A 25,989-nucleotide genomic window follows, 5' to 3' on the forward strand; every position below is an offset into this window, starting at 1 on the left:
TGCCCGGCGGAGTTCTGGGCCGTGGGGGCCGGTTGGCACGACCGGCCCCGGATCAGGAGAACGAGAAGAGGGGCGGGAGCACGACCACGACAGTGGCCGCCCACAGGGCGACCACGGGCTGTTAGCCGGTCTCAGCGCCGGCTGGCCATGCCCGCCGAGCCCCGGGCCAGGCGGCGGTCGATGCGCTCCTCCAGGCCGAGGCCCACGAAGGCGAAGCTGCAGACGACGAAGGCCACGCACAGGCCCGGGGGCACGATCCACCACTTCCAGGCGCCGGTCAGGAACGCCCCCCGCTCGGTGGCGAACTGGATCATGCTCCCCCAGCTACGGCGCACCGGGTCCCCTAGGCCCACGAAGCTGAGGGCGACCTCGAGCAGGATGGCGATGCTCACCACCCGGACGAACTGGGCGATGAGCAGCGGGGTCACGGCCGGCACCACGTGGCGGCGTAGGAGGTAGGGCCCGCGGGCCCCGAAGGTACGGGCGGCCAGCACGTGCGCCCGCTCTCGCACGGAGAGGACCTGGCTGCGCACGATCCGGGCGGGCTCGGCCCACAGGAGGAAGGCCACCAGGATCACCTGGGTGCGCATGCCCCGGTCCAGGTAGGACGCGACGACGATGATGAGCGGGATGGTGGGTACTACGAGGGCGAAGTCGACGGCCCGCATGAGCACGGCGTCGGCCGCCCCCCGGCGGTAGCCGGCGGCGGCACCCAGAAGGCCCCCGACCACTACCGCGATCGACGCGGCCGCCACCCCGATCCCCAGCGATACCCGGGCGCCCCCGATCAGCTCGCTGAGGATGTCGTGGCCGATGTCGTCGGTACCCAGCGGGTGGGCCCGGCTCGGTTCCAGGAAGGGCCGCCCCGCCCGTTCCCCGGCCCCGTAGGGGGCGAGCGCCGGCCCGAGGACGGCCAGCAGAGCGAAGACGGCCAAGACGACCCCTCCGGCCACCACCAGGGCCCGGCTGCCCCGGCCGGTGGGGCGCCCCCTGCGTCCCTCTCCCCTGCCCCTGCCCGACTTCCTCATCGCTGCACGCGAGGGTCGAGGCGGGGATAGATGAGGTCACCCACGAGGTTGGCGCCGACCACGATGACCGTCAGGACGAACAGCCCGCCCTGCAGGAGCGGGTAGTCGCGTCCGAACGACGCCTCCAGCAGCAGCGACCCCACGCCGCGATAGGTGAACACCCGCTCGATGATCACTGCCCCGCCGGCCAGTGCGCCCACGCGTAGCAGGACGCTGGTGGCGATGGGCAACGAGGCTGCGGGGAGGGCGTGGCGTACGGCGATGGTCCGCTCCCTGAGGCCCTTGGCCCGGGCCACGAGCACGTAGTCGTCACGGATGACGCCCAGCAGAGACGCCCGGGCCAGCAGGAAGACGGCGCCGACGCTGGACAGCACGAGGGTGGCCGCCGGCAGGACGAGGTGGTGGGCGATGTCACCGACGCGGGCCAGCCCGGTCGTGCGGTCGAGCGACATGTGCCCGAAGAGCGGGAACCATCGCAGGGTGGCCGCGAACCAGATGAGAAGTAGCAGGCCGATCCAGAAGGGCGGCGTCGACTCCAAGAACGTGAACAGCGCGATCGACCCCGTGTCCCGCCGCCGACCGCGGCGCCAGGCCGCCAGCGCGGCCAGCGCCACGCCCAGCACGGTACTGACGACCAGGGCCGTCCCCACCAGCAGCAGCGTCCACGGGAGGCGCTCTCGCAGCAGGGTCGAGACGGGCTTGCGGTGGCGGAACGAGCAACCCAGTTCCCCCCGGGCCAGGCCCGCCATGTACCGGCCGTACTGGACGACCAAGGGCTGGTCGAGACCGACGCGCGCCAGCTCGTCGGCGATGGTCTCAGGGGGCAGACGGTTGGCGTCTTCGCCCAGCAGGAGGTCCACCGGGTTGCCGGGCATCATCCGAGGCAGGGCAAAGTTGGCGCTGGCCGCCACCAGCACGATCAGCAGGTACTGCGGGCCCCTTACCGCCAGCCGGCGTAGGGCCCGGTGGCGCCGGCGGGGACGCGCGGCCGGCACCGCCGGGCCCACGGGCGTGGCGTCCGCCGCGGCCGGGGCGGCCATGGGCGGCGGGACCGATTACCTGGGCGCCAGCAGGGACGCCTTGTTCAGGATCCCGACGCCCTTGTAATAGACCCACCGGTCGAATGTCGATTCGCGGTAGGGGAAGATGTCGTCGGGATAGAAGATCGGGTAGGCCGGCATGTCCCGGGCCAGGACCTCCTGCATCTGGGCCAGCAGGCGGTTGCGGGTCGCCTCGTCGACCGCCCTGGTCTGCTGGTCGGCCAGCTCGTCGTACTGGGGGTTGCGGTAACCGGACCGGTTGAGCGTGCCCACCGACGGGTTGGAGTGGAACAGCGAGCGCAGGAAGTCGGGGTCCTGCTGCACGGCCGCGGCCCACGAGAACAGAGCGATCGTGTAGTCGCCCCGGGACTGGCCGATCTGGTAATCAGGCCAGGTGCGGTTGCCGGCGGTGGCCTGGTCGAGGGCGGCCACATTGAGCTTGACGCCGACCCGGGCCACCGACTGGCTGAGGATCTCCGCGGCCCTCACGGCCACAGGGTCGTTGCTGCGCACCAGGAGCTCGAACTCCAGCGGCGACCCGTCCATCTCTCGCACCCCGTCGTTGTTGGTGTCGCGGAACCCGAGCCCGTCGAGCAGCGTGCGTGCCCGGTTGAGGTCGAGCGGGCCCTCCCGGGTGGCGGGGTTGGACCACGGCACCGAGCGGTGGACGAAGCCCGGGCTGCCGGTGGCCCCGGCCCCCAGCAGGGCGGTCTGGACGATGTCGTTGCTGTCGACGGCCGCGGCCATGGCCTGGCGGAACTCGGGGCGTTCGAACGGGGCCCGGCCGGTGTTCATGTACAGGTACCAGCCCCGGTAGCCGGAGCCGCCGGCCGTCTTCAGCCCGCCCTGGTTGAACTGGGCCCTCAGCTCGGGCGTGATCGAAACCGACACGGCGTCGGCGTCGCCGCTCTGGACTGCCGTGAAGGCCGCCTGGTTGTTGCCGATGATGGGCATCACGATCTCGTCGACGATGGGCCGGCCCTTGAAGTAGTCCGGGTTGGCCTGGAAGCGGTGGACCTGGCCCTCGACGTACTCCACCATCCGGTAGGGCCCGCTGCCCACGGGCAGCATCGTGACCTCGTCGAGGGGGTTGGTGATGGCCGACCACACGTGCTGGGGGATGATCGGCATGTCAGCCAGCGGGTTGAGCACGAACGACGCCTTGGGTTCTCTGAGGACGAACACCGCGGTGGTGGCGTCGGGGGTCTCCACCCGTTCGATGTTGGTCAGCACCCAGCGCGGCCTGGGGTTGGCCTGCAGGTACTCCACGGTGAACTTGACGTCGGCCGAGGTGAGCGGGCGCCCGTCGTGGAAGGTGACGCCCTCGTGGAGGCGGACGGTCCAGCGCAGCCCGCTCGGGTCGGAGCTGTACTCCCGGGCCAGCCACGGCTCGGGCCGGCCGTCGGGGTCGAGCCACACCAGGGTGTCGTAGACCAGGGTCATCATGTAGTAGCCCGGGTAACCCGAGCCCTGGGTCCAGGGCGTGAGGTTGCGCTCCCCGGGCGCGATGGTGGCAAAGCGCAGGGTGGCGACCTGAGGGATCGTCGTGGTCACGCCTGGCTCCGGTTGGGCTGTCCCCCCGTTGCCGCTGTCGGAGGAGCAGGCGGCGGCGACCAGCCCCAGCCCGATGAGCATCGCCGTCAGCTTCCTTCTCACAGGTTCCAGCCTCCCGTAGCCCGCCCATCGCCTGGCGAATGGGTCGTTATAGGTTCGCGCGTCCCGAGCCTGGCTGCTGCCTGAACGAGGGCTCGGGTGACCCGATGGGCCGGGGAGGCGATCACGTCGGCCCCCGGGCCGGTCTCGACGACCTCGCCGGCATGCATGACGACCAGGCGGTCGGCCACCTTGCGTACCAGTGCCAGGTCGTGGGACACCACGATCATGGCCATGCCCCGGGCCAGCTGCTGGTCCTTGAGCAGCACCATCAACTTCGCCTGCTCGGAGGCGTCGAGCATAGAGGTCGGCTCGTCGGCCAGGAGCAGGCGGGGGCCCAGCACCAGGGCGCGGGCCACGGCCACCCGCTGGAGCTGGCCACCCGACAGTTCGTGGGCCCGGCGGGCCATGAAGGCGTCGGTCTGGGGCAGGCCAACGGCGGCCAGGGCGGCGGCTACCTCCAAGCCCCGCTGGGCCGAGGTCCCGCTGTGCTGTACGTCGAGCGGCTCGCGCACGACCTCGGCGACCGACAGGAGCGGGCTCACGGCCTCGAACGGGTCCTGGAAGACGACGGCCACCCGGCGCCGGAAGTCGGCCCACTCGTGGCGGCCGAACGAAGCGAGAGGCCGGCCCTCCCACTCCACCGCCCCTCGGTCAGGCGCCTCCACGCCGACGAGGACCTTCACCAGGGTCGACTTGCCCGAGCCGGTCTCGCCCACCACCCCGACGACCTCGCCCTCGCGTACCTCCAGGCTCACGCCCTGAAGGGCGGTGACCGTCCGGCGCATGCCGGTGCGGTAGGTCTTTGTGACATCGGTGGCCGCCAGGCGGGTGAGGACGCCTCCCCGCAGGCACAGGATGCGGCGCCCGGCGACGGGCGCCAGCTCGGGCTCCCAGCTCGCGCACTCGTCGATGGCCTGGGTGCAGCGAGGGTGGTAGGGGCAGCCGGTCGGGGGGTCGGCGGGGTCGGGCGCCGCTCCCCGGATGCCCCGAAGGTCCTTCTGGGTGCTCATCGACGGGTAAGCGCCGACCAGATCGCGCGTGTAGGGGTGGCGGGGGTCGTCCAGGACCCTCGCCGTCGGCCCGTGCTCGACCACCATCCCGCCGTAGAGAACAGCCACCTCGTCGGTCAGGCGGGCCACCAACCCGAAATCGTGGGAGATGACCAGCAGCCCTACCCCCTCCTCGCGCCGTAGCCGGTCCAGGGTGTCGGCGATGGCGGCTTTGGTCGAGCTGTCGAGGCCCGACGTGGGTTCGTCGAGCACCAGTAGGGGCGGGTCACAGGCCAGGGCCATGGCCAGCATGGCCCGCTGGCGCTCGCCCCCCGACAGCTCGTGGGCATAGCGCTCCAGCAGGTCGGGGCTCAGCTCGACCAGCCGGGCGAGGTCGCTCGCCTTGTCGCGGGCGGCGCCGCGGCTCAGTCCAAGGTGCAGGCGCATGGGCTCGGTGACTTGGGAACCGATGGTCCGCACCGGGTTGAAGCCCCGGCCCGGGGCCTGGATCACGTAGGCCGCCGTCCGCCCCCGGTGCCGGCGGACGGCCTCGGCGCTTGCGCCCACCAGTTCCTCTCCGCCCAGGCGCACGCTGCCCCCGATCGCGGCCTCGGCGGGCAGCAGGCGCAGGGCGGACAGGGCCAGCGTCGTCTTGCCGCTACCCGACTCCCCCACCACTCCCACCGCCGACCCCGTGCTCACCGAGAGAGTGACCCCCCGCAGCGCTTGGACCTCGGCCCCGCCCGGGTCGTAGGTCACCCGTAGGCCCGACAGCTCCAGCCGCGGGCCCGATGCCCCCTCTCCCCCGCCCGTGCCCTCCCCCGCAGCCATGGCCTGGCAGCGTAGGGCGCCGCCCCCGGCCCAGCGGTGGGGCACGCGGTGCGCGCCTGCGCCCCGCCCGGCGGGGACCGGGCGGGGCGCCGGTTCTTGGGCTCAGCCCGCGGGCTCGAGGTCGTCGGGGATGCAGAACCACACCGTCTCGTAGCCGACCACGAACAGGCCGTCGTCGTCGTAGACGGGCATCTCGAAGGGCGACGGGTGGTAACCGGGCGGGCAGTTGATGAAGCTGTCGATGGGCCCGGTCGGCCCGCCGCCCCGCGGGGCCCGCAGGGCCAGGACGGCAACGCCGCCGGTGCGGGTGGCGGGCTCGTAAGCCACGGTCGTGGCTGCGGGCGCCCCGACGGCTGCGGTCTTCGTCTCGGCCGCGTGAGCGGCGCCGGGCACGAGCAGGGCGGCGGCAAAGGTGGCCGTCCCCAGGAGCTTGGTGATCGTCGTTCCCCTCATGGTGTTCTCCCTTCGCTGCGGAGGGTGTTTCCCGTCCGTCGGAGGTGAGAGGCCGGGACCGGCCCGGACCTGACAACTTTTTCGTCGACGTGGGCCCTTTGGCGGGACCTTGGGCCCTGGGAGCCGGGCCCGATCCGTGGGTGAATGGACCTACGAGAACGAACGTCCCGGAAGGAGACAACCCCATGAGCGCCAACCCCGTCCTCACCATCGCCGGTGTGATGCCCGGGAGCCCGGAGATGACCCACTGGCAGACGGCGTCGCACGGGCCGGACATCGCCGCCTCTCGCGGCAACTCCGGTGGCGGGCCCTCGCTCTCGATGGCCGGTGCCATGCCCACCGCCCCCACCGCCTCGCATTGGCAGACGGCCTTCCCCAACGGCGAGGCCGTCTACGTCGACGCCCTGCGGGCCGCCGAGGCCCGAGCGGCCATCGCCGCCCATGTCGTCGAGCTGCCCAAGCCGGCCGCCCGGCGCCGGTCCCGCCGCCAGCTCAAGGCCGCGTAGGCGCCCCGGCCGGGCCCTTCCGTGCTCCCGGCCGGGCCCGCCCGCCCCGCCCGTCCCAGCCACGGGCCCGGCGGCGGTGCGCATGCCCGAGCCGGGAGCACGGTCCTGGCCGGGTGGGCCGTAGGGGCCCGGCGGCAGCTGTGGCCGGCGTGACCGGCTGTCCCGTACCCTCGGCGCCGTGAGCGCCGCCCCCGCCGTCGATGCCCCCGGCGGCACGCTCGCACCCGACCCCACAGCGTCCCCGGCCGGGCCCCGCCGGGCGCGCCACCGGGCCGCGAAGACCATCGCCCTGTACGCCGTGACGCTGTGGGCGGTGGTGACCCTGGTCTTCTTCCTCCCCCGCTTCCTGCCCGGCGACCCGTTGCGCCAGCTCGACGACCCCGACAGCATCGGGTTCGTCTACGACGCCGCCGCCCGTGAGCGGGTGGCGGCCTACTACGGGCTCGACAAGCCCCTGTTCGTGCAGTACCGCGACTACCTGGGCGACCTGGTGCGGGGCGACTTCGGGTGGTCGATCTCCCAGAACACCGAGGTCTCCACCCTCATGCGCAACCGCCTGCCGTGGACCCTGCTGTTGACGGGCAGCGCCCTCATGCTGTCGTCAGCCATCAGCTTCATGGCCGGGGTCACGGCCGCCTGGAACCGGGGGCGCTTCAAGGACCGCGCCCTCATCGTGGTGCTGTCTGCGTCACGGGCCATCCCCGAGTACGCCATCGCCAGCGCCCTGCTCATCATGTTCGCGGTGACGTGGCCGATCTTCCCCCAGGCCGGGGCGCGCACGCCCTTCGCCACCTACGGGTCGGTGTTCGAGCAGGTCGGGGACATCCTGTTCCACCTCGCCCTGCCCCTCACGGCGCTGACGCTGGGCCTGGCCGCCAACAAGTTCCTGATCGTGCGCAACACGGTGATCTCGACCCTGGGCGAGGACTACATGGTGCTGGCCCGGGCCAAGGGGCTCTCGCGCCGGCTCCTCAAGTACCGCCACTCGGGCCGCAACGCCCTGCTCCCCTTCGTCACCGCCTTGGGGGTGCAGGCCGGCTTCGCGGTGGGCGGTTCGCTCTTCGTCGAGACGATCTTCAACTACCCGGGCATGGGGACGCTCGTCGAACGGGCGGTCACCGGGCGGGACTACCCCTTGCTCCAGGGGTGCTTCATCCTGCTGGCCATTGTCGTGCTGGTGGCCAACCTCGTGGTCGAGCTGATCTACGGCAAGCTCGACCCCCGGGTGGTGGAGCGGTGACCGCCGTCACCACCCCCTCGCCCATCGAAGAGGGTGCCCCCCCTCCCCCGCCCCCGTCGTCGCCCAGGGGTACGGAGCGGTCCGAGAGGAGGCGCCACCCCGGCCGGGCGGCGGCCATCGCCGGGAGCCTCATCATCGGTCTCTACGTGTTCCTGGCCCTGTTCGGGGGGCGTCTCGCCCCCTTCCGGGCTACCGAGCTGGCCGGGCGGCCCCTCCAACCTCCTGGGGGTGCCCACACGCTGGGCACCAACCTGCTGGGCCAGGACATCCTCAGCCAGCTCATCCTCGGGGCCAAGGCCTCGCTCACGGTGGCCGTCCTGGCCGGGATCGGCACGGTTCTGCTGGGGGCCATCGTCGGCGTTGCAGCCGGCTGGTTCCCGGGCTGGCCGGGGGCGGTGCTCATGCGAGTGACCGACGTCGTGCTGGTGATCCCCAAGCTGCCTTTGCTGCTGCTCATGGGCGCCCTCACCGGTGGCTCGGTGCTGGGCCTCTCGATCGTCATCTCCGCCCTGTTCTGGCCGGTGGCGGCCCGGATCCTGCGTTCCCAGGTGCTGAGCCTGCGCACCCGCACCCACGTGAAGGCGGCCACCGGGTTCGGCGCCGGGAGCTGGCACCAGCTCCGCCGCCACATACTCCCTGACCTGTCGCTCCTGTCGGTGGCCGAGCTGATCCCGGCCGCCGGTCGGGCCGTGGGCCTGCAGGCCGGCCTCGCCTTCCTCGGTGTGGGCGACCCGACGGAGCCGTCATGGGGGGCCATGATCCGCGACGCGGTCAACTTCCGGGGGCTGTTCATCACCGAGGCGTGGCAGTGGTGGCTGCTGCCTCCCGTGCTCGCCCTGGTCGGCCTGGTCGTGGGCATCACCCTGCTGGGCACGGCCGCCGAGCGCAAGCTCAGCCCCCGGGTCGCCCGTCACCAGCGCTGACCGGCGCCCGCTGGGCCAGGATCAGGCGGGCTGGTGGCCGTTCTCAGCCGCGAACAGCAGGTCGCGGCCGGCGGCCGACAGGAGCGACCGCGTGACCGCGTGCCGGGGCCGGGCCAGCATGGGCCCACCCGCCCCCTCTTCCACGATGCGGCCGCCGGCCAGCACCAGCACCCGGTCGGCCACCCGCAGGACCACCGAGAGGTCGTGGGAGATGAAGATCATGGCCATCCCCCGCTCCACCTGGAGGTGCTTGAGGAGCTGGATCATCTTGGCCTGCTCGCTGGGGTCGAGCATCGACACGGCCTCGTCGGCGATCAGCAGGCGGGGCTCGAGCACCAGCGCCCGGGCCAGCGCCACCCGCTGGAGCTGGCCGCCCGACAGCTCGTGGGTATGGCGCCCCATGAAGGCCTCGTCGGTGGGCAGCCGGCAGTCGGCCACGGCCCGCTCGACCAGCGCCCGGCGGGTGGCCGAGTCGCCCCTCTCCTGGACATCGAGCGGCTCCTGGACAGCCTGGGCCACGGTCAGCCGGGGCGAGAGAGACTCGAAGGGGTCCTGGAAGAGCATCTGCACCTGGGCCCGGAGCCTCTTGAGGCCGTCCCCCGACGCCGTGAACAGGTCGTGCCCGTCGAAGGTCACCGTCCCCCCGTCGGCCTCCAGCAGCCGCACCAGCAGCATGCCCAAGGTGGACTTGCCGGCCCCCGTCGAGCCGACCAGGCCGACGACTTCGCCCTCTCGGACATCGAGGTTGATGCCGTCGACGACCGTGAGCGTCTCCTTGCGGCCCAGCAGGCCCCCCGACGAGTAGCTCTTGCGCAGGCCCCGGGCGGCCAGCAAGGCCACCACTCCGCCCCGGGAACAGGCCACCAGGCGGGGGCCGTCCTCGCCGTGGGGCGGCAGCAGCGGGGGCTCCCCATGGGTGCACAGCTCGTCGCGGCTCTGGTGGCAACGACCGTAGAACGGGCAGCCGTCGGCCACCTCGCCGGGGTTGGGTGGTGTCCCCCTGATGCCCCGCAGGTCCTTTACCGAGGCCAGCGTGGGCCGGGCGTTGAGCAGGGCCCAGGAGTAGGGGTTGCGGGGGTCTCCCAGCACGTGGGCCCGCGGCCCGATCTCGGCCAGCCAGCCGCGGTAGAGCACGGCCACCCGGTCAGCCAGCATCTCCAGGGCGTCGGCGTCGTGGCTGAGCACGACCAGCGAGGTGCCGGCCTCGCGCACGGCCCCCAACAGGGACAGCACCCGGTTGCGGGTCGAGGGGTCGAGGCCGGCAGTGGGCTCGTCGAGGATGATCACGTCGGGCCGGCAGGCCAGGGCCATGGCCAGCAGGCACAGCCGGCGCTGGCCGCCGGAGAGCTCGCGCGGGAAGCGGCCCGAGGCCCACGGCCCGAGGCCCACCTCGCCCAGCAGCTCGTCGGCCCGCTGGCCGGCTTCCTCGCGCCCCATCTCCAGGTGGATGCGCAACGGTTCGGCCAGTTGCTGGCCGATACGGAGAACGGGGTTGAGGGCCGAGGTCGACTGGAAGCCCAGGGCGATGCGCTTCCACCGCACCTCGCGCCAGTGGTCCTCGTTCAGCTTGGACAGCTCGACGTCGCCGAGGCGGACCGTTCCCTCCACGGTGGCCTCGGGAGCCAGGCCCAGCACCGCCCGGGCCAACGTTGACTTACCCGAGCCCGATTCCCCCAGCACACCCAGGCACTCCCCCGGCTCGACGGTGAGGCTCACCCCGGCCACGGCTCGCACCGGGCCGGGGTAAGTCACCACCAGGTCCCTCACCTCGAGGGCCGCCGCCTTCGACCTCTCAGGTCGCAAAGAGCACCGACCGGCCCCCGCGCCCGGGTAGGTCCGACACCCCTTCGTCGACGGTGAACCCGGCCTCGCCCAGCCACTGCCGGTACTCGGCCTCGGTGTGGGTGTCGCCCCCGTTGCCGTTGATCAGCATCTGGACGGCGAACAGGCGGGCGTGGTCGTTGCGGGCCTGGATGGAGGTGACGACGGCCACCCCCCCGGTGACCACCGGCCGCAGGTTGTTGTAGAGCATGAGGTTGCGCTCACCGTCGAAGGTGTGGGTGATGCCCGAGCAGAAGGCGAGGTCGAACGGCCCCTCGGGCACCGAGTCGAAGAAGCTGCCCGCGAACAGCTCCACGCCCGCGGCGTCGAGCCGGCCCCGCTTGCGGGCCACCTCGATCATGGCCGGGCGGTCCTGCATGGTCGCCTTCAGGCCCCGGCGGGCGAACTCCAGGGAGTACTCGCCGTGGAGCCCGCCGAGGTCGAGGACCGTACGGGCCTCGGGGAACCGGGCCAGGCAGGCGTCGACCACCGCCGGGGCGACCCGGCGGGCGTTGGCCGCCAGCGCGTCGTGGAAGGCCTCGGGGTCAGGGGTGGCCGCCTCCCTGCTGAGGTCCTCGCCCCGTAGGGCCGGCCCCACGGCCGTGGCCCACCGCCGCATCGACCGGGCGTGGTGGCCGATGGTGTGCAGGGTGTCGGCGTCGGGGGCCGACGGCCCCGGGCGGTACTCACCCCCTTCGCCGGCCTCCACCACGCCTAGCGCCTCCAAGGCCTGGAGGACCACCCTGAGGGCGTGGGTGTCGAGGCCCAGGTCGGCAGCCAGGCCGTCGACGGTGCCGGGCAGGGCCGACAGCACCCCGGCCGAGGCCGCCTGGTCGCAGAGAAGGACCAGGCGCCAGTCGGCCACCTCGCCCGGAGGGGCGAGGAACGTCAGGTCGTTGGGGGCCATCATCAGTTGGCGGGCGCCGGGTCGGCCGTGCCCGCCACCAGGTGGCGCTTGTTGCCCGTGACCCCGCATGGAGGGCAGCCGGGCGTGTAGGCGAAGCCCGCGAACTTCTTGTCGTCCACGAAAGAGACCTGGTCGGGCACGTAGAGCGAGATCTGCGGGAGGTCCTCGGCCAAGATCTCCTGCATCCGGTTCACGAGCTGGCGGCGGCGGGCCGGGTCGGCCTCTTGGGCCTGCTCGCTGGCCACGCGGTCGAACTCGGGGTTGTTGTAGCCGTGCACCCGGGTGAACGACGTGCTGCGGGTCGTCGAGGAGAACCGGTTGATCAGCCCCGACGGGTCGCCCGAGAGCCCGCCGAAGTGCTGGACGGCCATCTCGTAGTCGCCGCTGCCACCCCGGGCGTCCATCGTGGCCTGGTCGACGGCGATGATCTCGACGTCGATGCCCACGGCCCGCAGGTACTCCCGCACGAGCTGGGCCTGGGCCGTGTCCGAGGAGCTGACCACCAGGGGCACCTTGAAGGCCGAGCCGTCGGGCCGGTCTCGCAGCCCGTCGCCGTTGCGGTCGCGGAGGTCGATCTGGTCGAAGAGGGCGCCCGCCCGGGCCTTGTCATGGGCATAGGTGGGCAGGTTGGGGTTGAGGAAGGCGTTGCCCGGGCCCAGGGCGCCGGCCGGGCCGGGGATGCCCCGGCCGTCGACCAGCCGGTCGACCATGTCTTGGCGGTCGAGGCCGTAGACCACGCCCTGGCGGAAAGCCTTCTCGTTGTAGGGGTAGCCCTTGCTGGGGTTGAAGAACAGGGCCAGGTTGAACTCGCCGCGGGCCGTGAGGACCTTGTAGCGGCTGGCCAGGGCGTCGTACTGCACCTTGGGGATCAGCGAGTTGCCGCCGCTGGCGGCGTCGACCTCGCCCCGGTCCAGGGCCAGCAGGGCGTCGGCCACGGGCACGATCTGGAACCGCTCGACCCGGGCCGGGCCCAGGTGGAACTCCTCGTTGGCCACGAAGTTGAAGCTGTTGGTGGTGAGGTCGAAGTCCTGGAGCTTGTAGGGCCCCGAACCGATGAGCGAGGTCGGCCCCTGGAACTTGGCCGGGTCCTCCACCGTCTCCCAGATGTGCTTGGGCATGATGGCGAACCCGAAGGTGCCGCCTACATCGAGCAGGAAGCTGGGGCGCACGTTGCGCAGTTGGACCACGACCGTGAGCGGGTCGGGGGTCGTCACCGACTCGATGTAGTTGATGCCCGTGGCCACGCCCGCGGTCGACCCCGCGCCGTTGATGTTGTAGTCGAAGGTGAACCGCACGTCCTCGGAGGTCAGCGGCATGCCGTCGTGGAAGCGCACGTTCTCGTGCAGGTTGAACGTCCACGTCAGGCCGTCGGGCGAGGTCGTCCACGACTTGGCCAGCCACGGCTTGGGCTCGCCGGTCACATCCGGGAAGGCCAGCGTGTCGAATATGTAGGTGGTGATGAGGCGACCGGGGCCGCGGATGGCGGCGTAGGGGTGTGGGTAACCCCCGCTCTGGGTGCCGGCCGCGATCCGCAGGGTGACCCGCTGGTTGGGGTCGGGGCCTCCGGTGCCGGTCCCGGTCGAGGTCGTGTCGCTGCTACTGCAGGCGGCCGCGGCCAATGCCAGCGTGGCCGCTAGGGCGGAGATCTTGAGCCGGCGGCTCAACATGTCGGGCATTCCTCCTCGCGGCCGCCACCTTCCCCGCGCCTCCAGCGCGAGGACGACGCCGACCGCTGAAATCGACAGGCGGTTCGTGTCTTGCTCGGACTGGGGCCCCGACGGCGGCACCTCCGGATGGGCTCCCCTCCCAGTGTCGACCCACGACCAGCCCCTGGGCAAGCTGGGCTGGGCCGAATTGATCGAAGTTCTCGGTCAGTGTCATGGCTGGGACCGATAACCCGAATGACCCGGCCGTAACGGGTAAGTAAAGGGTCTGTAACCCCCTGGCGGGTTACCGCCGGGCGTACGGGGGTAAGGATGGAAGTTCATGCCCGCCGAGCAAGACGAGGTGCGAAATGCTGGTACTCACCGACAATGCCACCGCCGCCATCCGTAGGCTCGTGGACGGGGCCTCGCTGCCCGAGTCCGGGGGACTGCGCATCGCCAGTACACCCGACGGCCAGGACAGCCTCACCGTCAAGGCTGCCACCACCCCCGAGACGGGCGACCAGGTGGTCGAGGAAGGCGGTGCCCGCGTGTTCCTCGAGGACGGTGCCGCCACCCTGCTCGACAACACCGTCCTCGACGCCCGCCTCGACGACCGGGGCAACGTCGAGTTCCTCCTGGCCCCTCAGGGCGCGGGACCGGCCTAGGCCGTCGCCGGGCCCAGCACGTGCTCGACGAGCGAACGAACGCCTGACGGCGGGAAGGGCTCGTGAAGCAGGAGGCGGCGGAGCATCACCGGCCCCACGAGGCACTCGGCCAGCAGGGTCAGGTCGGCCTCCGCGGCGATCTCGTTGCGGCGCCGTCCTTCGGCCAACAGGTCCACCAGTTGGCCGAACCGCTCGGTCGAGATGCGCCGCAGGATGGCCAGTACCTCGGGGTCCCGCTCGGCGGCGTCGATGACCGCCGGGAGGCAGTTCGACCACGTCGAGTCGGCCAGCGAGCGGGCGAGGTGCTCCAGGAGGAAGGTGACGCGCGCCCGAGCGGTCCCCGTCTCGGGTGGCGAGGTCATCGTGCGCAGGGTCCGGATGGCGTCCTCCACGAGGTCGGCCTTGCCGCTCCAGTGCCGGTAGATGGTGCTCTTGCCCACGCCGGCCCGGGCGGCCACCGCCTCGATCGTCAGGTCGCCGTAACCGGTCTCACCCAGCAGGTCGAGGGTGGCGGCCAGGATGACGGTGCGCGACCGCTCGACCCGGGGGTCGAGGGCCCCACACGCCGGCCGGGCCGGCGGGGCCGGGGCGTCGCCGGCGGCCGCGGGGTGGCTCAACTGGGCGCGACCTCGAGGGCCGGGTCGACGGGAGGAACGGGCCCGCCCGGCGCGGCGCCAGCCGCGGCCGCCCGCTCGGCCCGCCGGCTGAACACGCCGGCCACCACGGCCGCCGCGGCCAAGGTGAAGGCCACGGCCACCATCGACGTGGCGTTGAAGGCGTCGCTGAACGCCTGCCCGGCCCGGGCCGCCAGCTCGGCCCCGCCCGGCACCTGTTCGGCGATGACGGTGGCCGCCCCGATGGACTCCTTGGCCGCGGCCGCCACCTCGGGTGGCAGGGGGATGCCGTCGAGGTCGAGCGACGACCGGTAGACGGCGCTGCTGATCGACCCCAGCAGGGCGATGCCCAGCGCCCCCCCGACCTCGCGGGTGGTGTCGTTCACGGCCGAGCCCACGCCCGCCTTGGCCTCGGGCACGGCGCTCATGATGCTGCCGGTAGCCGGGGCGGCCGTCAGGCTCATCCCCACCCCGAGCAGCACAAGCGGGGCGATCAGCATCACGTAAGGGGTCTCGGGGCCGACGAAGACCAGCATGGCAAACCCGGCGGCCACGAACAGGAAACCCGACGCCATGACCGGGCCTGTGCCCACTCGCTCGGCCAGGGCCGCGCTGCGGGGGGCTACTGCCACTAGGGCCATGGCCAGAGGCAGGGTGGCCAGGCCGGCGGCCAGCGGGGAGTAGCCCCGCACGAACTGCAGGTAGAGGCTGAACAGGAAGAACAGCCCGAACATCACGAAGAAAGCGATCGTCACGACCCCCGAGCCCACGCTCATGCGGCGGTCGCGGAACAGGGTGAGGGGCAGCATGGGGTGGGCCGTCCGCCGCTCCCAGACAACGAAGGCGACCAGGGTCACCAGGGCCAGGGCGAACGAGCCCATGATGACGCTGCTCGTCCACCCCTTGACCGGGCCCTCGATGATGCCGAACACCAGCGAGCCCAGGGCCAGTAGGGAGAGCAGAGCGCCGAGGGGGTCGAGGGGGGTGATCTCGGGGTCGCGCGAGGTGGGCGAGAAGACGGCCACGGCCGCCAGGGTGACCATCACCACCGGGACGTTGACCAGCAGGGCCGAGCCCCACCAGAACTTCTCCAGCAGCGCCCCCGAGACGATGGGGCCCAACGCACCGCCCGCCCCCGCGAACCCGGCCCACATGGCGATGGCCTTGCGGCGCTCCTCGGGGGGAAAGACGGTGGTGATCAACGAGAGGGTGGCGGGCATGACGAAGGCGGCCCCGATGCCGGTGACGATGCGCCCGGCGATGATCTGGTTGGCACCCGTGGCGATGCCGCCGATGACCGAACCGGTGGCGAAGATGACCAGGCCCACCAGCAGGGCCTGCTTGCGCCCGAACCGGTCGCCCAGGGCGCCGGCCGGCAGCAGCAGGGCGGCGAACACCAGGGCGTAGGAGTCGACGATCCACTGGAGCTGGCTGCCGGTGGCGTCGAGCTCACGCTGGATGCTGGGCAAGGCCACGTTCAGGCCGGCCACCGACATGACCACCATCACCAGCGACAGGCACATGATCCCCAGCAGGAACCATCGCCGGCGGTGGATGACGGGGTCCTCGTGCAGGAGGGTCGCTTCGGCCATCAGGCTCCCTTCTCGGTACGGACTTTCGAAACGGTCGCGTTTCGCACTGCCGATCACGCCCGGCGGCCGGCTGCCACCGGCCGAGGGGCCGGCCGGGCCCCGGTAGGGTCGGCCCATGGCCAACGCCGCACAGTTCATCTTCACGATGCGAAGGGTCAGCCGCTTCCATCCTCCCGACAAGGAGGTCGTGAAGGACATGACGCTGGCCTTCTACCCGGGGGCCAAGATCGGCGTCATCGGCCCTAACGGGTCGGGCAAGTCCTCCCTCCTGCGCATCATGGCGGGCGTCGACGACGGTTACTCGGGCGAGGCCCGGCTCTCGCCCGGGTTCACCCGGGGCCTGCTCTCCCAGGAGCCGGTCCTCGACCCGTCCAAGGACGTGAAGGGCAACGTGATGGACGGCGTGGGGCCGGTGGCCGACCTACTGCGGCAGTACGACGAGGTCCTGGGCCGCTACGCCGACCCCGACGCCGACTTCGACAAGATCGGCGAGGACCAGGCCCGCCTGGAGGCCGAGATCGAGGCCAAGGGGGCCAACGACCTCGAACGCCAGATCGAGATCGCCATGGACGCCCTGCGCCTGCCGCCCGGCGAGGCCGACGTGTCGACGCTGTCGGGTGGCGAGCGCCGCCGGGTGGCGCTTTGCCGCCTGTTGCTGTCCAAGCCCGACCTGCTCCTGCTCGACGAACCCACCAACCACCTCGACGCCGAGTCGGTGGCCTGGCTGGAGCGCACCCTCCAGGAGTACCCGGGCACGGTGGTGGCCGTCACCCACGACCGCTACTTCCTCGACAAGGTGGCCCGCTGGATCCTCGAGCTGGAGCGGGGGCGGGGTTCGCCCTTCGAGGGCAACTACTCGTCGTGGCTGGAGCAGAAACAGGAGCGGCTGCGTGTCGAGCAGAAGGCCGAGACGGCCCGGGCCAAGACCCTCGAACGCGAGCTGGAGTGGGCCCGGATGGCGCCTCGGGCCCGCCAGGCCAAGTCCAAGGCCCGCCTGGGGGCCTACGAGAAGCTGTTCGCCGAGGCCCGCGCCGCCGACGGGGCGGGCACGCGCCTGGAGATCGCCATCCCCCCGGGCGAACGTCTGGGCGACCTGGTGGTCGACGCCCAGGGCCTGTCCAAGGCCTATGGCGACCGCCTGCTCTTCGAGGACGTGTCCTTCTCGCTCCCCCCGGCCGGCATAGTCGGGGTCATCGGGCCCAACGGGGCGGGCAAGACGACCCTGTTCCGCATCCTCACGGGCCAGGAGGAGCCCGACACGGGCTCGCTCAAGGTGGGCAGCACCGTCGAGATGGCCTACGTCGACCAGAGCCGCGACGACCTGGGGCCCGACAACACGATCTACGAGGAGATCACCGGCGGCCAGGAGCTGTTCAGGATCGGCAGCCGGGAGATCAACGGACGGGCCTACGTGGCGTCGTTCAACTTCACGGGCTCGGACCAGCAGAAACCCGTGGGCCTGGCCTCGGGGGGCGAGCGCAACCGTGTCCACCTGGCCAAGCTGCTGCGCCGGGGCGGCAACGTCCTGCTGCTCGACGAGCCCACCAACGACCTCGACGTCGACACCCTGCGGGCCCTGGAGGACGGGCTGGAGGCGTTCCCCGGCTGCGCGGTCGTCATCAGCCACGACCGGTGGTTCCTCGACCGCATCTGCACCCACGTCCTGGCCTTCGAGGGCGACAGCCGGGTGCGCTGGTTCGAGGGCAACTTCACCGAGTACGAAGCCGCCCGCCGCAAGGAGCTGGGCTCGGCCGCCGACCAGCCCCACCGCATCCGCTACAAGCCGCTCGTCCGGTAGACCGCCCTCCCCCCAAGAACGAACCGGTGCGGTGATCGCGCATCCGGCGAGGCCTCGAGTTCCGAACTAGGTCCTGACGGCGGGTGCGGAGCGACGACAGGAGCCAGGGGATGCGGACGCGTGGGATGGGCAGGACGCTACGACTGGTGGCTGCGGCTGCGGCGGCCACCGCCCTGGCCGTGCCCGGGGTGGCAGTGGCCAACCAGGGCCAGCCGGCGGTGACCAGGGACTCGTCAGGGTGCCCGGTCTTCAACAGCTTCCCCGGCCTGGGCGAGGCCGACACCTACGCTCTGACCTCCGACGGGCGATTGATCAGCTTCCACCGCGACCGGCCCGCCCTGCAGCGCAGCAGCGCCGTAGTCACGGGCGTGACCGGGACCATCGCGGGCATCGACGTCCGCCCGGCCACCGGGGCCCTCTACGCCTTGGCGGTCGAGGGCTCGACCGGTCGTCTCTACACCATCGACCCGGGCACGGGGGCGGCCAGCCTGGCGTCCACCCTGGACAAGGCCGTGTCGGGCTCGGCCTTCGGGGTCGACTTCAACCCCGTCCCCGACCGGCTCAGGGTGGTCAGCGACGCCGGCCAGAACCTGCGCATCAACGTCGACACCGGAGCCACCTTGCTCGACGGCGCCCTCACCTACGCAGGTAGCGGGGGGGCCGTGGCTGCCGGGGTCAGCGCGGCCGCCTACACCAACTCGGCTCCACCCTCGCCCCGCACAGTGGGCCCCAACGTGCCGGCCACGGGCACGACCCTCTATGACATCGACACCAACCTCGATGTGCTCGTGGTCCAGAGCCCGCCCAACGACGGCGTGCTCAACCCCGTCGGTCCCCTCGGCTTCGACGTCTCGTCGGTGAACGGCTTCGACATCGACGCGGCAACCGGAAACTCGGCTCTGGCGGCCGTCCAGATCTCCAATGCCCGCCCCAGCCTGCTGGCCGAGATCGACCTCTCCACCGGCCGGGCCCGCCTGCGTGGGGCCATCGGCTGCGCCGCGACGGTGACCGGACTGGCGTTCAAGGGGTAGCCGTCACCCGGGCCGGGCCGGCCCCGTGGCCGGCCCGGCGGCTACCGTCGGGGGCGCCGTAGTACTACTTCGCACCAGGAAGGACGGGCCCTCGTGCACGAGCTGTCTCTCTGCGAGGCCATCGCCGCCTCGGTCGAGCGCCACGCCGCCGGGCGGCCGGTGGCCGAGGTAACAGTAAGGGTGGGCCACCTTCGCCAGGTGGTACCCGACGCCCTCACCTTTTCCTGGGAGGTGCTCACCGCGGGGACTTCGCTGGCCGGGTCGGCGCTCGTCGTCGAGCAGGTGCCGGCCGTCGTGCGCTGCGGGCCGTGCGGCTCCGAGACCACCTTGGACATGCCGGTCCTGCTGTGTGGGTCGTGCGAGAGCGGCGACGTGGCCCTGCTCAGCGGGGAGGAGCTCCAGGTGGTCTCCCTCGACCTGGCGGGGGCCTAGCCGTGGGCCGCTTCCACCGCCACCCCGACGGTACCGGGCACGAGCACGACCATGTGGACGACGACGGCCACGGCCATGCCGGCAGCGGGCGGGCCGGCGACCACAGTGGGTACCAGGCCACCGGGCGGGACCGGGTGGCCGTGCTGGAGGACATCCTGTCCGAGAACGACAGGGTGGCCGAGGCCAACCGGCGGGACCTGGCGACCGCCGGGGTCCGCACCGTCAACCTCATGTCCTCGCCGGGTGCGGGCAAGACCACCCTGCTGCGAAGGACGCTGATCACCATCGGCGACCACGCCCGGGTCGGCGTGCTCGAAGGCGACATCGCCACCTCCATCGACGCCGACCGCCTCGACGGCTTGGCCGCAGCCGTGACCTTGGTCAACACCAGCGCCGGTTTCGGCGGCGAGTGCCACCTCGACGCCGTGATGGTTCGCTCGGGGCTGGCCCGGCTCCCACTCCCCGACCTCGACCTGCTCGTCATCGAGAACGTCGGCAACCTCGTGTGCCCGGCCGAGTTCTCAGTGGGCGAGGACGCCAAGGCCATGGTCTACGCCGTCACCGAAGGCGAGGAGAAGCCCCTGAAGTACCCGGTCATGTTCCGGGCGGTGGACGTGGTGGTCGTCAACAAGGTCGACCTTCTCCCCTACCTCGACTTCGACCTAGACGCCTTCTACGCCAACCTGGCGGCCGTCAACCCCCAGGCCCGGGTCATCCGGGCCAGCGCCCGCACGGGCGAGGGCGTCGAGGAATGGTGCCACTGGGTGCTCAACGGATGAGGCACTAGGCGGCTGGTGTCTTTCGCGATCGGCGCTTCGCGCCGAGCGGCTGGTCGGCACTGGGCGGTCGGCCGCCTTGGGAGTGTTCCGACACCAGCCACCTAGCGGACCGGAGGCGCCGGCCCTAGACTGGAGAGCGGTTCTTATTACTGCTCTCAGCCTCCGGAGGCCCAATGCGCCGTGTTGCCCTGGTCACGATCGTCGTCGGGATGCTCGCGGCGGCGTGCGGCGGCGGCAACGGGGGCGGCCAGGGGGCTGATGGCCGCCTGGGCGTCGTGGCCAGCTTCTACCCCCTGGCCGAGGCTGCCCAGCGGGTCGGTGGCGACCGCGTCCAGGTGACCAACCTCACTCCCGCGGGTGCCGAACCCCACGACCTCGAGCTGACCACCCGGGACATCGACCGGGTGGAGTCGGCCGCTCTCGTCGTCTACCTGGGCGCCGGCTTCCAGCCCGCCATCGAACGGGCCGTCGAACGGGCCCGGGGCCGGGCCATCGACGTCCTCGATGACCTCGACCTGCTCGACGGGCACGAGGACCACGACGATGGCCATGACGACGACCACGACGACGGGCACGGGCACGAGGAGGGTGACCCCCACGTATGGCTCGACCCCACCATCATGAAGCGCATCGCCGCCCAGGTGGCCGAGGCCCTGGCCGAGGCCGACCCCGACGGCCGGGCCACCTACCTGGCCAACGCCGAGGCCTACGGCCGCGAGCTCGACGCCCTCGACGCCGAGATGCGCCAGGGCCTGGCCCAGTGTGCCCGGCGGGTCATCGTCACCTCCCATGACGCCTTCGGTTACCTGGCCCAGCGCTACAACCTGGTGCAGGAACCGATCAGCGGCCTCTCCCCCGAGGCCGAGCCCGACCCCCGGCGCATGGCCCAACTGGTGGACATGGTCCGCTCGACGGGCACGACCACCATCTTCTACGAGACGCTCGTCTCCCCCCGGGTGGCCGAGGCCCTAGCCCGCGAGGCGGGCGTGCGGGTGGCGGTGCTCAACCCGCTCGAGGGCCTGACCGATGAAGAGGCCCGGGCCGGCAAGACGTACGCTGCGATCATGCGGGAGAACCTGGGCACGCTGCGCCCTGCCCTCGGCTGCACGTGACCCGGCCCGGCCGGCCCGGCCGCGCCCGTTGAACGAGCCCGCTCCGGCGGGGCCGTCGCCCGCGGCCCTGGCGGCCCTCGCGGCCGAGTCGCTCTCGTTCTCCTATGGACGGCAGAGAGTTCTCGGCTCGGTCAGCTTCAGGGTGGACAAAGGCGAGTTCGTGGCGCTGGTGGGGCCCAACGGCTCGGGCAAGTCGACCCTGCTGCGCGTGCTCCTGGGCCTGCTACGGCCGGCGGCGGGCCGCGTCCGCCTGTTCGGAGAGGCACCCGCCGACCTGAAAGAGCGCTGGCGGGTGGGCTACGTGCCCCAGCGGGCGCACGTAGCCGATCAGATGCCGGTGACCGTCGAGGAGGTGGTGGCCTCGGGACGGCTGGCCCGGGGCGGGTGGGCCCGGCGCCTGACGGCCCTCGACCGGGCTGAGGTCGACCACGCCCTCGCCTCGGTGGCCCTCTCCGAGCTGCGCAAGAGCCGTGTCACCGAGCTAAGCGGTGGCCAGCAGCAACGGGCCTTCATCGCCCGGGCCCTGGTCAACCGGCCCGAGCTCCTGGTGCTCGACGAGCCCGTGGCCGGGGTGGACGTGGCTTCGCAGGCCCTGTTCCGCGACTCGCTCGTCCACATGGTGCGTGACCACGGCGCGGCCGTCCTGCTGGTCTCCCATGAACTGGGGGCGGTGGCCGCCGACCTCGACCGGCTCATCGTCATGCGCCGGGGAGACGTGGCCTTCGACGGCCCGCCCGCCGAACTGGCCTCACGAGGCGTCAGCCTCGGGGTCCACCAGGAGGACCTCCCCCTGTGGCTGGAGGGACTGGGCTGATGCTCCCCCTTCCTTGGCCCTTCGACCGCCAGTACATGCAGCTCGCGCTGGCCGCCGGCCTGGTCGTGGGCCTGTGTGCGCCCCTCGTCGGCGCCTTCCTGGTCCAGAAGCGGCTGTCGCTGATGGGCGACGGCATCGGCCACGTGGCGTTCGCAGGCGTGGCCGCCGGGCTCCTGCTGGGCACCAGCCCGATCTGGACGGCCCTGGTCGCCGCCCTGGTGGGCGCCCTGGCCATCGAGTGGCTGCGGCTGAGGCGCCGGGCGTCGGGCGACCTGGCCCTGGCCGTGTTCTTCTACTCGGGTATCGCCGGGGGCGTCGTGTTGACCGGTCTGGCAGGCTCCCTCAACAGCGGGGTGCTGACCTACCTGTTCGGGTCCATCCTCACCGTCAGCCCGTCGGACACGACCACGATCGTCGTGCTCGGAGTGGTGGTGCTGGTGGCCGTCGGCACCCTGTGGCGGGCCCTGTTCTCGGTGATCCTCGACGAGGAGGCGGCCCGGGTGGCCGGGTTACCCGTGGAGGTCCTGAGCCTGGGGCTGGCCGCCCTGGCGGCCGTGACCGTGGTGGCCGCCATGCGGGTGGTCGGGATCCTGCTGGTGGCCGCCCTCATGGTCCTGCCCGTGGGGACGGCCCAGCGGTTGGCCTCGTCGTTCAAGACGACGCTGCTGTGGGCCGCCGGCCTGGGCGCAGGGGCCGTCGTGTGCGGGCTCTCCCTGGCCCGGGCCGCGGGGCTGGCCCCGGGTGCCACCATCGTCCTGGTGGCCGCGGCCGCCTTCTTGGTGACAGCCGGGATCGAGAGCCTGCGGGGCGGCGCCGAGTCGGCCTCCGCCGGCTGACCCCGAGTGCCCTCTGGCGTGCCGGGCCCGGCCGTGATCGGTTCGGTGTGCGTGTACTGCGGCTCGTCGGCCGGGACTGACGTCCGCTACCGGGAGGCGGCCCGCGGGCTGGGAGGGCTCCTGGCGGCCGCGGGGGTCAGGCTCGTCTACGGGGGCGGGGCCGTGGGCCTCATGGGCGAGCTGGCCGACGCCGTTCTGGGCGCGGGCGGGGAGGTCGTCGGTGTTCTCCCTCGGGGCCTTTTCAGCCGGGAGGTGGCCCACGGCGGCCTGACCGAGCTGCACGAGGTGGCAACGATGCACGAGCGCAAGCAGCTCATGTTCGAGCTCTCGGACGCCTTCGTAGCCCTCCCCGGGGGCCTGGGCACCCTCGAAGAACTGGCCGAGATCACCACCTGGGCCCAGCTCGGTATCCACCGCCGGCCCATAGCCGTCGTCGACGTCGCCGGTTACTGGCAGCCGCTGCGGCGCCTCTTCGAACGGGCTACCCACGACGGCTTCTTGGTCCCCACCAGCCGCGACCTGGTGGTGTGGGTGGACGGGGTCGACCAGGTCCTCGAGGCCCTGGGTTCCTACCGGCCGCCTCCCGCCGAAGGCACCCTGACGCCCGGCGAGGTCTGACGCCTTGCCCGGGCCGGGTGCCCACCACGTACGCTCGGGGCGGTGACGGTGCGGGCCACTTTGGAGATCCACCCCCACGGCGCGGCGGAGGCCCTGGCCGTGGAGTTGTCGACGGGCGCCCCCGGGCGCTGGCCCGGCGTGGGGGCCGAGGTCGTCTCGGAGGCCGACGGCGTCGCCGTGATCGACATCCCCGACGGGAACTGGGGTGCCGACCCGGCCCTGCTCGTGTCCGCCCTGGTAGCCGGCGAGGCCACCGAGTCGTCGGCTTTCAACCGGTGCCGGCTCGTGGGGCTCGACGTCCCCCCCGGTGCCCTGCCCGGGCCGGCTTTCGGGTCCCGGCCCGAGGTCGTGGTGGGGGCGATCGTGAAGCCGTCGCTCGGGCTGCGGCCCGCGCAGGTGGCCCAGGTGGTGGCCGCCGCCTGCGAAGGCGGGGCCACGGTCGTCAAGGACGACGAGAAGCTGGCCAGCCCGCCGTGGTGCCCGCTCGAGGAGCGGGTCGAGGCCGTGGCCTCGGTGCTCCCTGCGGGGGTCACCTACCTGGCCAACGTGACCGGGCCGGCGGCCGACCTGCTCGGCCGCGCCCGCCGGGCCGTCGAGCTGGGGGCCACCGGCCTGCTCGTCAACGTCGCCCAGGGGCTCGCCAGCGTCCTCGCCCTGCGCCAGGAGGACCTGGGCGTACCCCTGTTCGTGCACCGGGCGGGCTCGGGGCCGTGGTGCCGCAACCCCGACTTCGGCACGACCGGGGCTGTCCTGGTGAAGCTGCTGCGCCTGTGCGGGGCCGACTATGTGATCGCCGGGGCCTTCGGGGGCAAGCTGTTCGACTCCGAGGCCGAGGTGTCGGACAACCTGCGGGCGGCCACCGCGCCGTTGGGCCCGGCCGCGCCGTCGTGGGCCGTCCTCGGCGGTGGGCTGGGGCCGGCCGGGGTGGGCGAGCAGGTCCGTCGGGCCACGGCCGTCGTCGGTGGGCACGGCTTGGTGCTGCTGCTCGGGTCCCAGGCCTATGGCGGGGCGGGCGGGTTGGGGGCGGCCGTCGGGGCCGCGGTCGCAGCGGTGGCCGGGACCCCTCTGGCCGTCCCCGGACGGCGCCGGTGACCGACGTCATACCGCCCACCCTGGCCTGGAGAAGGGGTCACATCCGGGCCATCGACCAGCGTCTCCTGCCGGGTCAGCTCGTGTTCCTCGACCTGGCCACGGTGGACGAACTGTGCGAGGCCATATCCACTCTGGCCGTACGGGGAGCGCCCGCCCTCGGGGTGGCGGGGGCCATGGGCATCGGGCTGGCCGCCCTCAACGGCGAGCCCCTGGACGAAGCGGCTGCCCGTCTGGTGGCGACCAGGCCCACGGCCGTGAACCTGGCGTGGGGCGTCGCCCGGGCCTTGGCCGCCGACGACCCGGTGGCCGAGTCCAGGCGCCTGGCCGCCGAGGACATCGAGCGCAACATGCGCCTGGGCAGCCACGGCGCCCCGCTCCTGCCCGTCGGCGGCCGGGTCTACACCCACTGCAATGCCGGTTCGCTGGCGTGTGCCGGCTACGGGACGGCCCTGGGCGTCATCCGGGCGGCCCACGAGAGCGGCCGGCAGCCCTCCGTCTGGGTAGGCGAGACCCGCCCGGCCCTGCAGGGAGCGAGGCTGACGGCCTGGGAGCTCGGCCGCCTGCGCATCCCTGCCACCCTGGTCACCGACAGCATGGCCGGGGCCCTGATGGCGTCGTTCGAGGTCGACTGCGTCGTCGTCGGGGCCGACCGGATCGCCGCCAACGGCGACGTGGCCAACAAGATCGGCACCTATGGCTTGGCCGTGCTGGCGCACTACCACCGGGTCCCGTTCTACGTGGCGGCTCCCCTGTCGACGGTCGACTTCGACTGTCACGACGGCACCGGCATCCCGATCGAGCGCCGGTCTGGCGACGAGGTCACCAGCTTGGGGGGCGTCACCACCGCCCCCGAGGGCGTCGAGGTCGACAACCGGGCTTTCGACGTGACCCCCGCCGACCTGGTCAGCGCCGTCATCACCGAGGAGGGGCTGGCCCGCCCGCCCTACAGCACGTCGCTGGCCGCCCTGGCCGAGGCCGCCGGGCACATCTCCGACCGCAGCTGAAAGGCGCCGGGCGTCAGGGGCCCACCGGTTGGACCAGGCCCGGGGGTAACCTGACGGGCGTGAGGGTCCCCGTCGCGCCCCGCACCGTGGTCCCCGCCCTGGCGGCGGTGGCCGGGGTGGTCGCGGCCCACACGGTGGGCTACGGCGTGGCCTTCCCGGGCTCGGGTGCCCGGGGCCAGCACCTGGCATCCACCGGCCACTCCTACTGGCCTCTGGCCGCAGCCGCCGCCCTCGCGGGCGCGGCCGCGGCGCTGGCGGTGTCCGCGGGACGGGGGGCGCTGCGGTCCACCGCTCCCGCCCACGGGTACGCACCCGCGGCCGACAGGCGCGACCTGCCGTGGTTGCTGGCGTGCCAGTCCGTCGCCTTCGTCCTCCTCGAAGCCGGCGAGCGCGCCCTGGCCGGCCTGTCCCCGGCCTCCGCCCTCCAGAGCCCCGGCTTCTGGCTGGGCCTGGTCTTACAGCTGCCGGTGGCCTGGCTCGCCTTGCGCGCCCTGCGGGCCGTCGAGGGCGCGGCCCGGCGGTGGGCGGCGGCCGCGGCCGGCCACCTCCCCCGGCGCCGGAG

General features: G+C 72.5%; 25 protein-coding genes. 15 read left to right on the plus strand and 10 right to left on the minus strand.

Going from position 1 to position 25,989, the window contains the following annotated elements:
- Positions 1 to 131: 131 nt before the first annotated feature.
- The 5 genes from AB1673_11925 to AB1673_11945 all read right to left on the minus strand — a co-directional run bounded on the left by AB1673_11925 (position 132) and on the right by AB1673_11945 (position 5,997).
- Positions 132 to 1,028 (minus strand): ABC transporter permease, encoded by an 897-nt coding sequence (locus AB1673_11925; protein ID MEW6154681.1) that lies wholly within the window; start codon positions 1,026 to 1,028, stop codon positions 132 to 134.
- Positions 1,025 to 2,068 carry an ABC transporter permease gene (locus tag AB1673_11930; protein MEW6154682.1) on the minus strand — a complete coding sequence of 348 codons (1,044 nt, stop codon included), beginning with the start codon at positions 2,066 to 2,068 and terminating at the stop codon, positions 1,025 to 1,027. The genes AB1673_11925 and AB1673_11930 overlap by 4 nt, the downstream gene beginning before the upstream one ends.
- 15 nt (positions 2,069 to 2,083) lie before the next feature.
- Entirely contained in the window at positions 2,084 to 3,724 is a 1,641-nt protein-coding gene (locus AB1673_11935; protein ID MEW6154683.1) for an ABC transporter substrate-binding protein, read from the minus strand.
- On the minus strand, positions 3,721 to 5,544 hold the full coding sequence (locus AB1673_11940) for an ABC transporter ATP-binding protein (GenBank protein MEW6154684.1): 1,824 nt from the start codon (positions 5,542 to 5,544) through the stop codon (positions 3,721 to 3,723). Before AB1673_11940 ends, AB1673_11935 begins: the two co-directional genes overlap by 4 nt.
- Positions 5,545 to 5,646: 102 nt before the next feature.
- Positions 5,647 to 5,997, minus strand: a complete 351-nt coding sequence (locus AB1673_11945) for a hypothetical protein (GenBank protein ID MEW6154685.1) — start codon at positions 5,995 to 5,997, stop codon at positions 5,647 to 5,649.
- Between the two features lie 185 nt (positions 5,998 to 6,182).
- On the opposite strand from AB1673_11945, the gene AB1673_11950 reads away from it, so the two are divergent.
- The 3 genes from AB1673_11950 (at position 6,183) to AB1673_11960 (ending at position 8,666) form a co-directional block, all read left to right on the plus strand.
- Complete coding sequence (locus AB1673_11950; protein MEW6154686.1) at positions 6,183 to 6,503, plus strand: hypothetical protein; 321 nt, start codon at positions 6,183 to 6,185, stop codon at positions 6,501 to 6,503.
- Positions 6,504 to 6,681: 178 nt separating this feature from the next.
- Complete coding sequence (locus AB1673_11955) at positions 6,682 to 7,743, plus strand: ABC transporter permease (GenBank protein MEW6154687.1); 1,062 nt, start codon at positions 6,682 to 6,684, stop codon at positions 7,741 to 7,743.
- On the plus strand, positions 7,740 to 8,666 hold the full coding sequence (locus tag AB1673_11960) for an ABC transporter permease (GenBank protein MEW6154688.1): 927 nt from the start codon (positions 7,740 to 7,742) through the stop codon (positions 8,664 to 8,666). Before AB1673_11955 ends, AB1673_11960 begins: the two co-directional genes overlap by 4 nt.
- Before the next feature lie 21 nt (positions 8,667 to 8,687).
- Here the strand turns inward: AB1673_11960 and AB1673_11965 are convergent, their stop codons facing one another.
- The 3 genes from AB1673_11965 to AB1673_11975 are packed head-to-tail and all read right to left on the minus strand — an operon-like array spanning position 8,688 to position 13,061.
- Positions 8,688 to 10,469 (minus strand): ABC transporter ATP-binding protein, encoded by a 1,782-nt coding sequence (locus AB1673_11965; GenBank protein MEW6154689.1) that lies wholly within the window; start codon positions 10,467 to 10,469, stop codon positions 8,688 to 8,690.
- Complete coding sequence (locus AB1673_11970) at positions 10,459 to 11,397, minus strand: class I SAM-dependent methyltransferase (GenBank protein MEW6154690.1); 939 nt, start codon at positions 11,395 to 11,397, stop codon at positions 10,459 to 10,461. The genes AB1673_11965 and AB1673_11970 overlap by 11 nt, the downstream gene beginning before the upstream one ends.
- A complete protein-coding gene (locus AB1673_11975) occupies positions 11,397 to 13,061 on the minus strand; it encodes an ABC transporter substrate-binding protein (GenBank protein ID MEW6154691.1) in 1,665 nt (554 codons plus the stop codon). The genes AB1673_11970 and AB1673_11975 overlap by 1 nt, the downstream gene beginning before the upstream one ends.
- Before the next feature lie 347 nt (positions 13,062 to 13,408).
- On the opposite strand from AB1673_11975, the gene AB1673_11980 reads away from it, so the two are divergent.
- On the plus strand, positions 13,409 to 13,705 hold the full coding sequence (locus AB1673_11980; protein MEW6154692.1) for a Fe-S cluster assembly protein HesB: 297 nt from the start codon (positions 13,409 to 13,411) through the stop codon (positions 13,703 to 13,705).
- Here AB1673_11980 and AB1673_11985 read toward each other — a convergent pair.
- Together AB1673_11985 and AB1673_11990 are read right to left on the minus strand one after the other, a co-directional pair.
- The gene (locus AB1673_11985; protein MEW6154693.1) at positions 13,702 to 14,322 is read right to left on the minus strand and encodes a TetR/AcrR family transcriptional regulator; all 621 of its coding nucleotides are present in this window, start codon (positions 14,320 to 14,322) and stop codon (positions 13,702 to 13,704) included. The two genes, AB1673_11980 and AB1673_11985, sit on opposite strands and share 4 nt — an antisense overlap.
- On the minus strand, positions 14,319 to 15,911 hold the full coding sequence (locus AB1673_11990; GenBank protein ID MEW6154694.1) for an MFS transporter: 1,593 nt from the start codon (positions 15,909 to 15,911) through the stop codon (positions 14,319 to 14,321). Before AB1673_11990 ends, AB1673_11985 begins: the two co-directional genes overlap by 4 nt.
- 115 nt (positions 15,912 to 16,026) lie before the next feature.
- On the opposite strand from AB1673_11990, the gene ettA reads away from it, so the two are divergent.
- From ettA to AB1673_12045, 11 genes are all read left to right on the plus strand, one after another.
- Complete coding sequence (gene ettA / locus AB1673_11995; protein ID MEW6154695.1) at positions 16,027 to 17,709, plus strand: energy-dependent translational throttle protein EttA; 1,683 nt, start codon at positions 16,027 to 16,029, stop codon at positions 17,707 to 17,709.
- A gap of 146 nt (positions 17,710 to 17,855) precedes the next feature.
- On the plus strand, positions 17,856 to 18,740 hold the full coding sequence (locus tag AB1673_12000) for a DUF4394 domain-containing protein (protein MEW6154696.1): 885 nt from the start codon (positions 17,856 to 17,858) through the stop codon (positions 18,738 to 18,740).
- Positions 18,741 to 18,833: 93 nt separating this feature from the next.
- A complete protein-coding gene (locus tag AB1673_12005) occupies positions 18,834 to 19,172 on the plus strand; it encodes a hydrogenase maturation nickel metallochaperone HypA (protein ID MEW6154697.1) in 339 nt (112 codons plus the stop codon).
- Positions 19,173 to 19,174: 2 nt separating this feature from the next.
- Positions 19,175 to 19,951: a hydrogenase nickel incorporation protein HypB gene (hypB, locus tag AB1673_12010; protein MEW6154698.1), complete on the plus strand. Its 777-nt coding sequence runs from the start codon at positions 19,175 to 19,177 to the stop codon at positions 19,949 to 19,951.
- Positions 19,952 to 20,124: 173 nt separating this feature from the next.
- Positions 20,125 to 21,063: a zinc ABC transporter substrate-binding protein gene (locus AB1673_12015; GenBank protein MEW6154699.1), complete on the plus strand. Its 939-nt coding sequence runs from the start codon at positions 20,125 to 20,127 to the stop codon at positions 21,061 to 21,063.
- 28 nt (positions 21,064 to 21,091) lie between these two features.
- Entirely contained in the window at positions 21,092 to 21,877 is a 786-nt protein-coding gene (locus AB1673_12020; GenBank protein ID MEW6154700.1) for a metal ABC transporter ATP-binding protein, read from the plus strand.
- Positions 21,877 to 22,713, plus strand: coding sequence for a metal ABC transporter permease (locus tag AB1673_12025; protein ID MEW6154701.1), 837 nt, complete (start codon positions 21,877 to 21,879; stop codon positions 22,711 to 22,713). Before AB1673_12020 ends, AB1673_12025 begins: the two co-directional genes overlap by 1 nt.
- Before the next feature lie 18 nt (positions 22,714 to 22,731).
- Positions 22,732 to 23,331 (plus strand): TIGR00730 family Rossman fold protein, encoded by a 600-nt coding sequence (locus AB1673_12030; protein ID MEW6154702.1) that lies wholly within the window; start codon positions 22,732 to 22,734, stop codon positions 23,329 to 23,331.
- Positions 23,332 to 23,373: 42 nt separating this feature from the next.
- The gene (locus AB1673_12035; GenBank protein ID MEW6154703.1) at positions 23,374 to 24,423 is read left to right on the plus strand and encodes a RuBisCO large subunit C-terminal-like domain-containing protein; all 1,050 of its coding nucleotides are present in this window, start codon (positions 23,374 to 23,376) and stop codon (positions 24,421 to 24,423) included.
- On the plus strand, positions 24,420 to 25,427 hold the full coding sequence (gene mtnA, locus AB1673_12040) for an S-methyl-5-thioribose-1-phosphate isomerase (GenBank protein MEW6154704.1): 1,008 nt from the start codon (positions 24,420 to 24,422) through the stop codon (positions 25,425 to 25,427). The genes AB1673_12035 and mtnA overlap by 4 nt, the downstream gene beginning before the upstream one ends.
- Before the next feature lie 59 nt (positions 25,428 to 25,486).
- A partial coding sequence (locus tag AB1673_12045) for a hypothetical protein (GenBank protein ID MEW6154705.1) occupies positions 25,487 to 25,989 on the plus strand: 503 nt, incomplete at its 3' end.

Source organism: Actinomycetota bacterium (genome assembly GCA_040754375.1).
Taxonomy (GTDB): Bacteria; Actinomycetota; Acidimicrobiia; order Acidimicrobiales; family AC-14; genus JBFMCT01.

Excerpts from the sequence above, each read along its gene's own strand:
- AB1673_11925 (MEW6154681.1), bottom strand. The coding sequence starts at position 1,028 with ATGAGGAAGTCGGGCAGGGGCAGGGGAGAGGGACGCAGGGGGCGCCCC.
- AB1673_11930 (MEW6154682.1), bottom strand. The coding sequence starts at position 2,068 with ATGGCCGCCCCGGCCGCGGCGGACGCCACGCCCGTGGGCCCGGCGGTG.
- AB1673_11940 (MEW6154684.1), bottom strand. The coding sequence starts at position 5,544 with ATGGCTGCGGGGGAGGGCACGGGCGGGGGAGAGGGGGCATCGGGCCCG.
- AB1673_11945 (MEW6154685.1), bottom strand. The coding sequence starts at position 5,997 with ATGAGGGGAACGACGATCACCAAGCTCCTGGGGACGGCCACCTTTGCC.
- AB1673_11950 (MEW6154686.1), top strand. The coding sequence starts at position 6,183 with ATGAGCGCCAACCCCGTCCTCACCATCGCCGGTGTGATGCCCGGGAGC.
- AB1673_11970 (MEW6154690.1), bottom strand. The coding sequence starts at position 11,397 with ATGATGGCCCCCAACGACCTGACGTTCCTCGCCCCTCCGGGCGAGGTG.
- AB1673_11975 (MEW6154691.1), bottom strand. The coding sequence starts at position 13,061 with ATGTTGAGCCGCCGGCTCAAGATCTCCGCCCTAGCGGCCACGCTGGCA.
- AB1673_11980 (MEW6154692.1), top strand. The coding sequence starts at position 13,409 with ATGCTGGTACTCACCGACAATGCCACCGCCGCCATCCGTAGGCTCGTG.
- AB1673_11990 (MEW6154694.1), bottom strand. The coding sequence starts at position 15,911 with ATGGCCGAAGCGACCCTCCTGCACGAGGACCCCGTCATCCACCGCCGG.
- ettA (MEW6154695.1), top strand. The coding sequence starts at position 16,027 with ATGGCCAACGCCGCACAGTTCATCTTCACGATGCGAAGGGTCAGCCGC.
- AB1673_12015 (MEW6154699.1), top strand. The coding sequence starts at position 20,125 with ATGCGCCGTGTTGCCCTGGTCACGATCGTCGTCGGGATGCTCGCGGCG.
- AB1673_12025 (MEW6154701.1), top strand. The coding sequence starts at position 21,877 with ATGCTCCCCCTTCCTTGGCCCTTCGACCGCCAGTACATGCAGCTCGCG.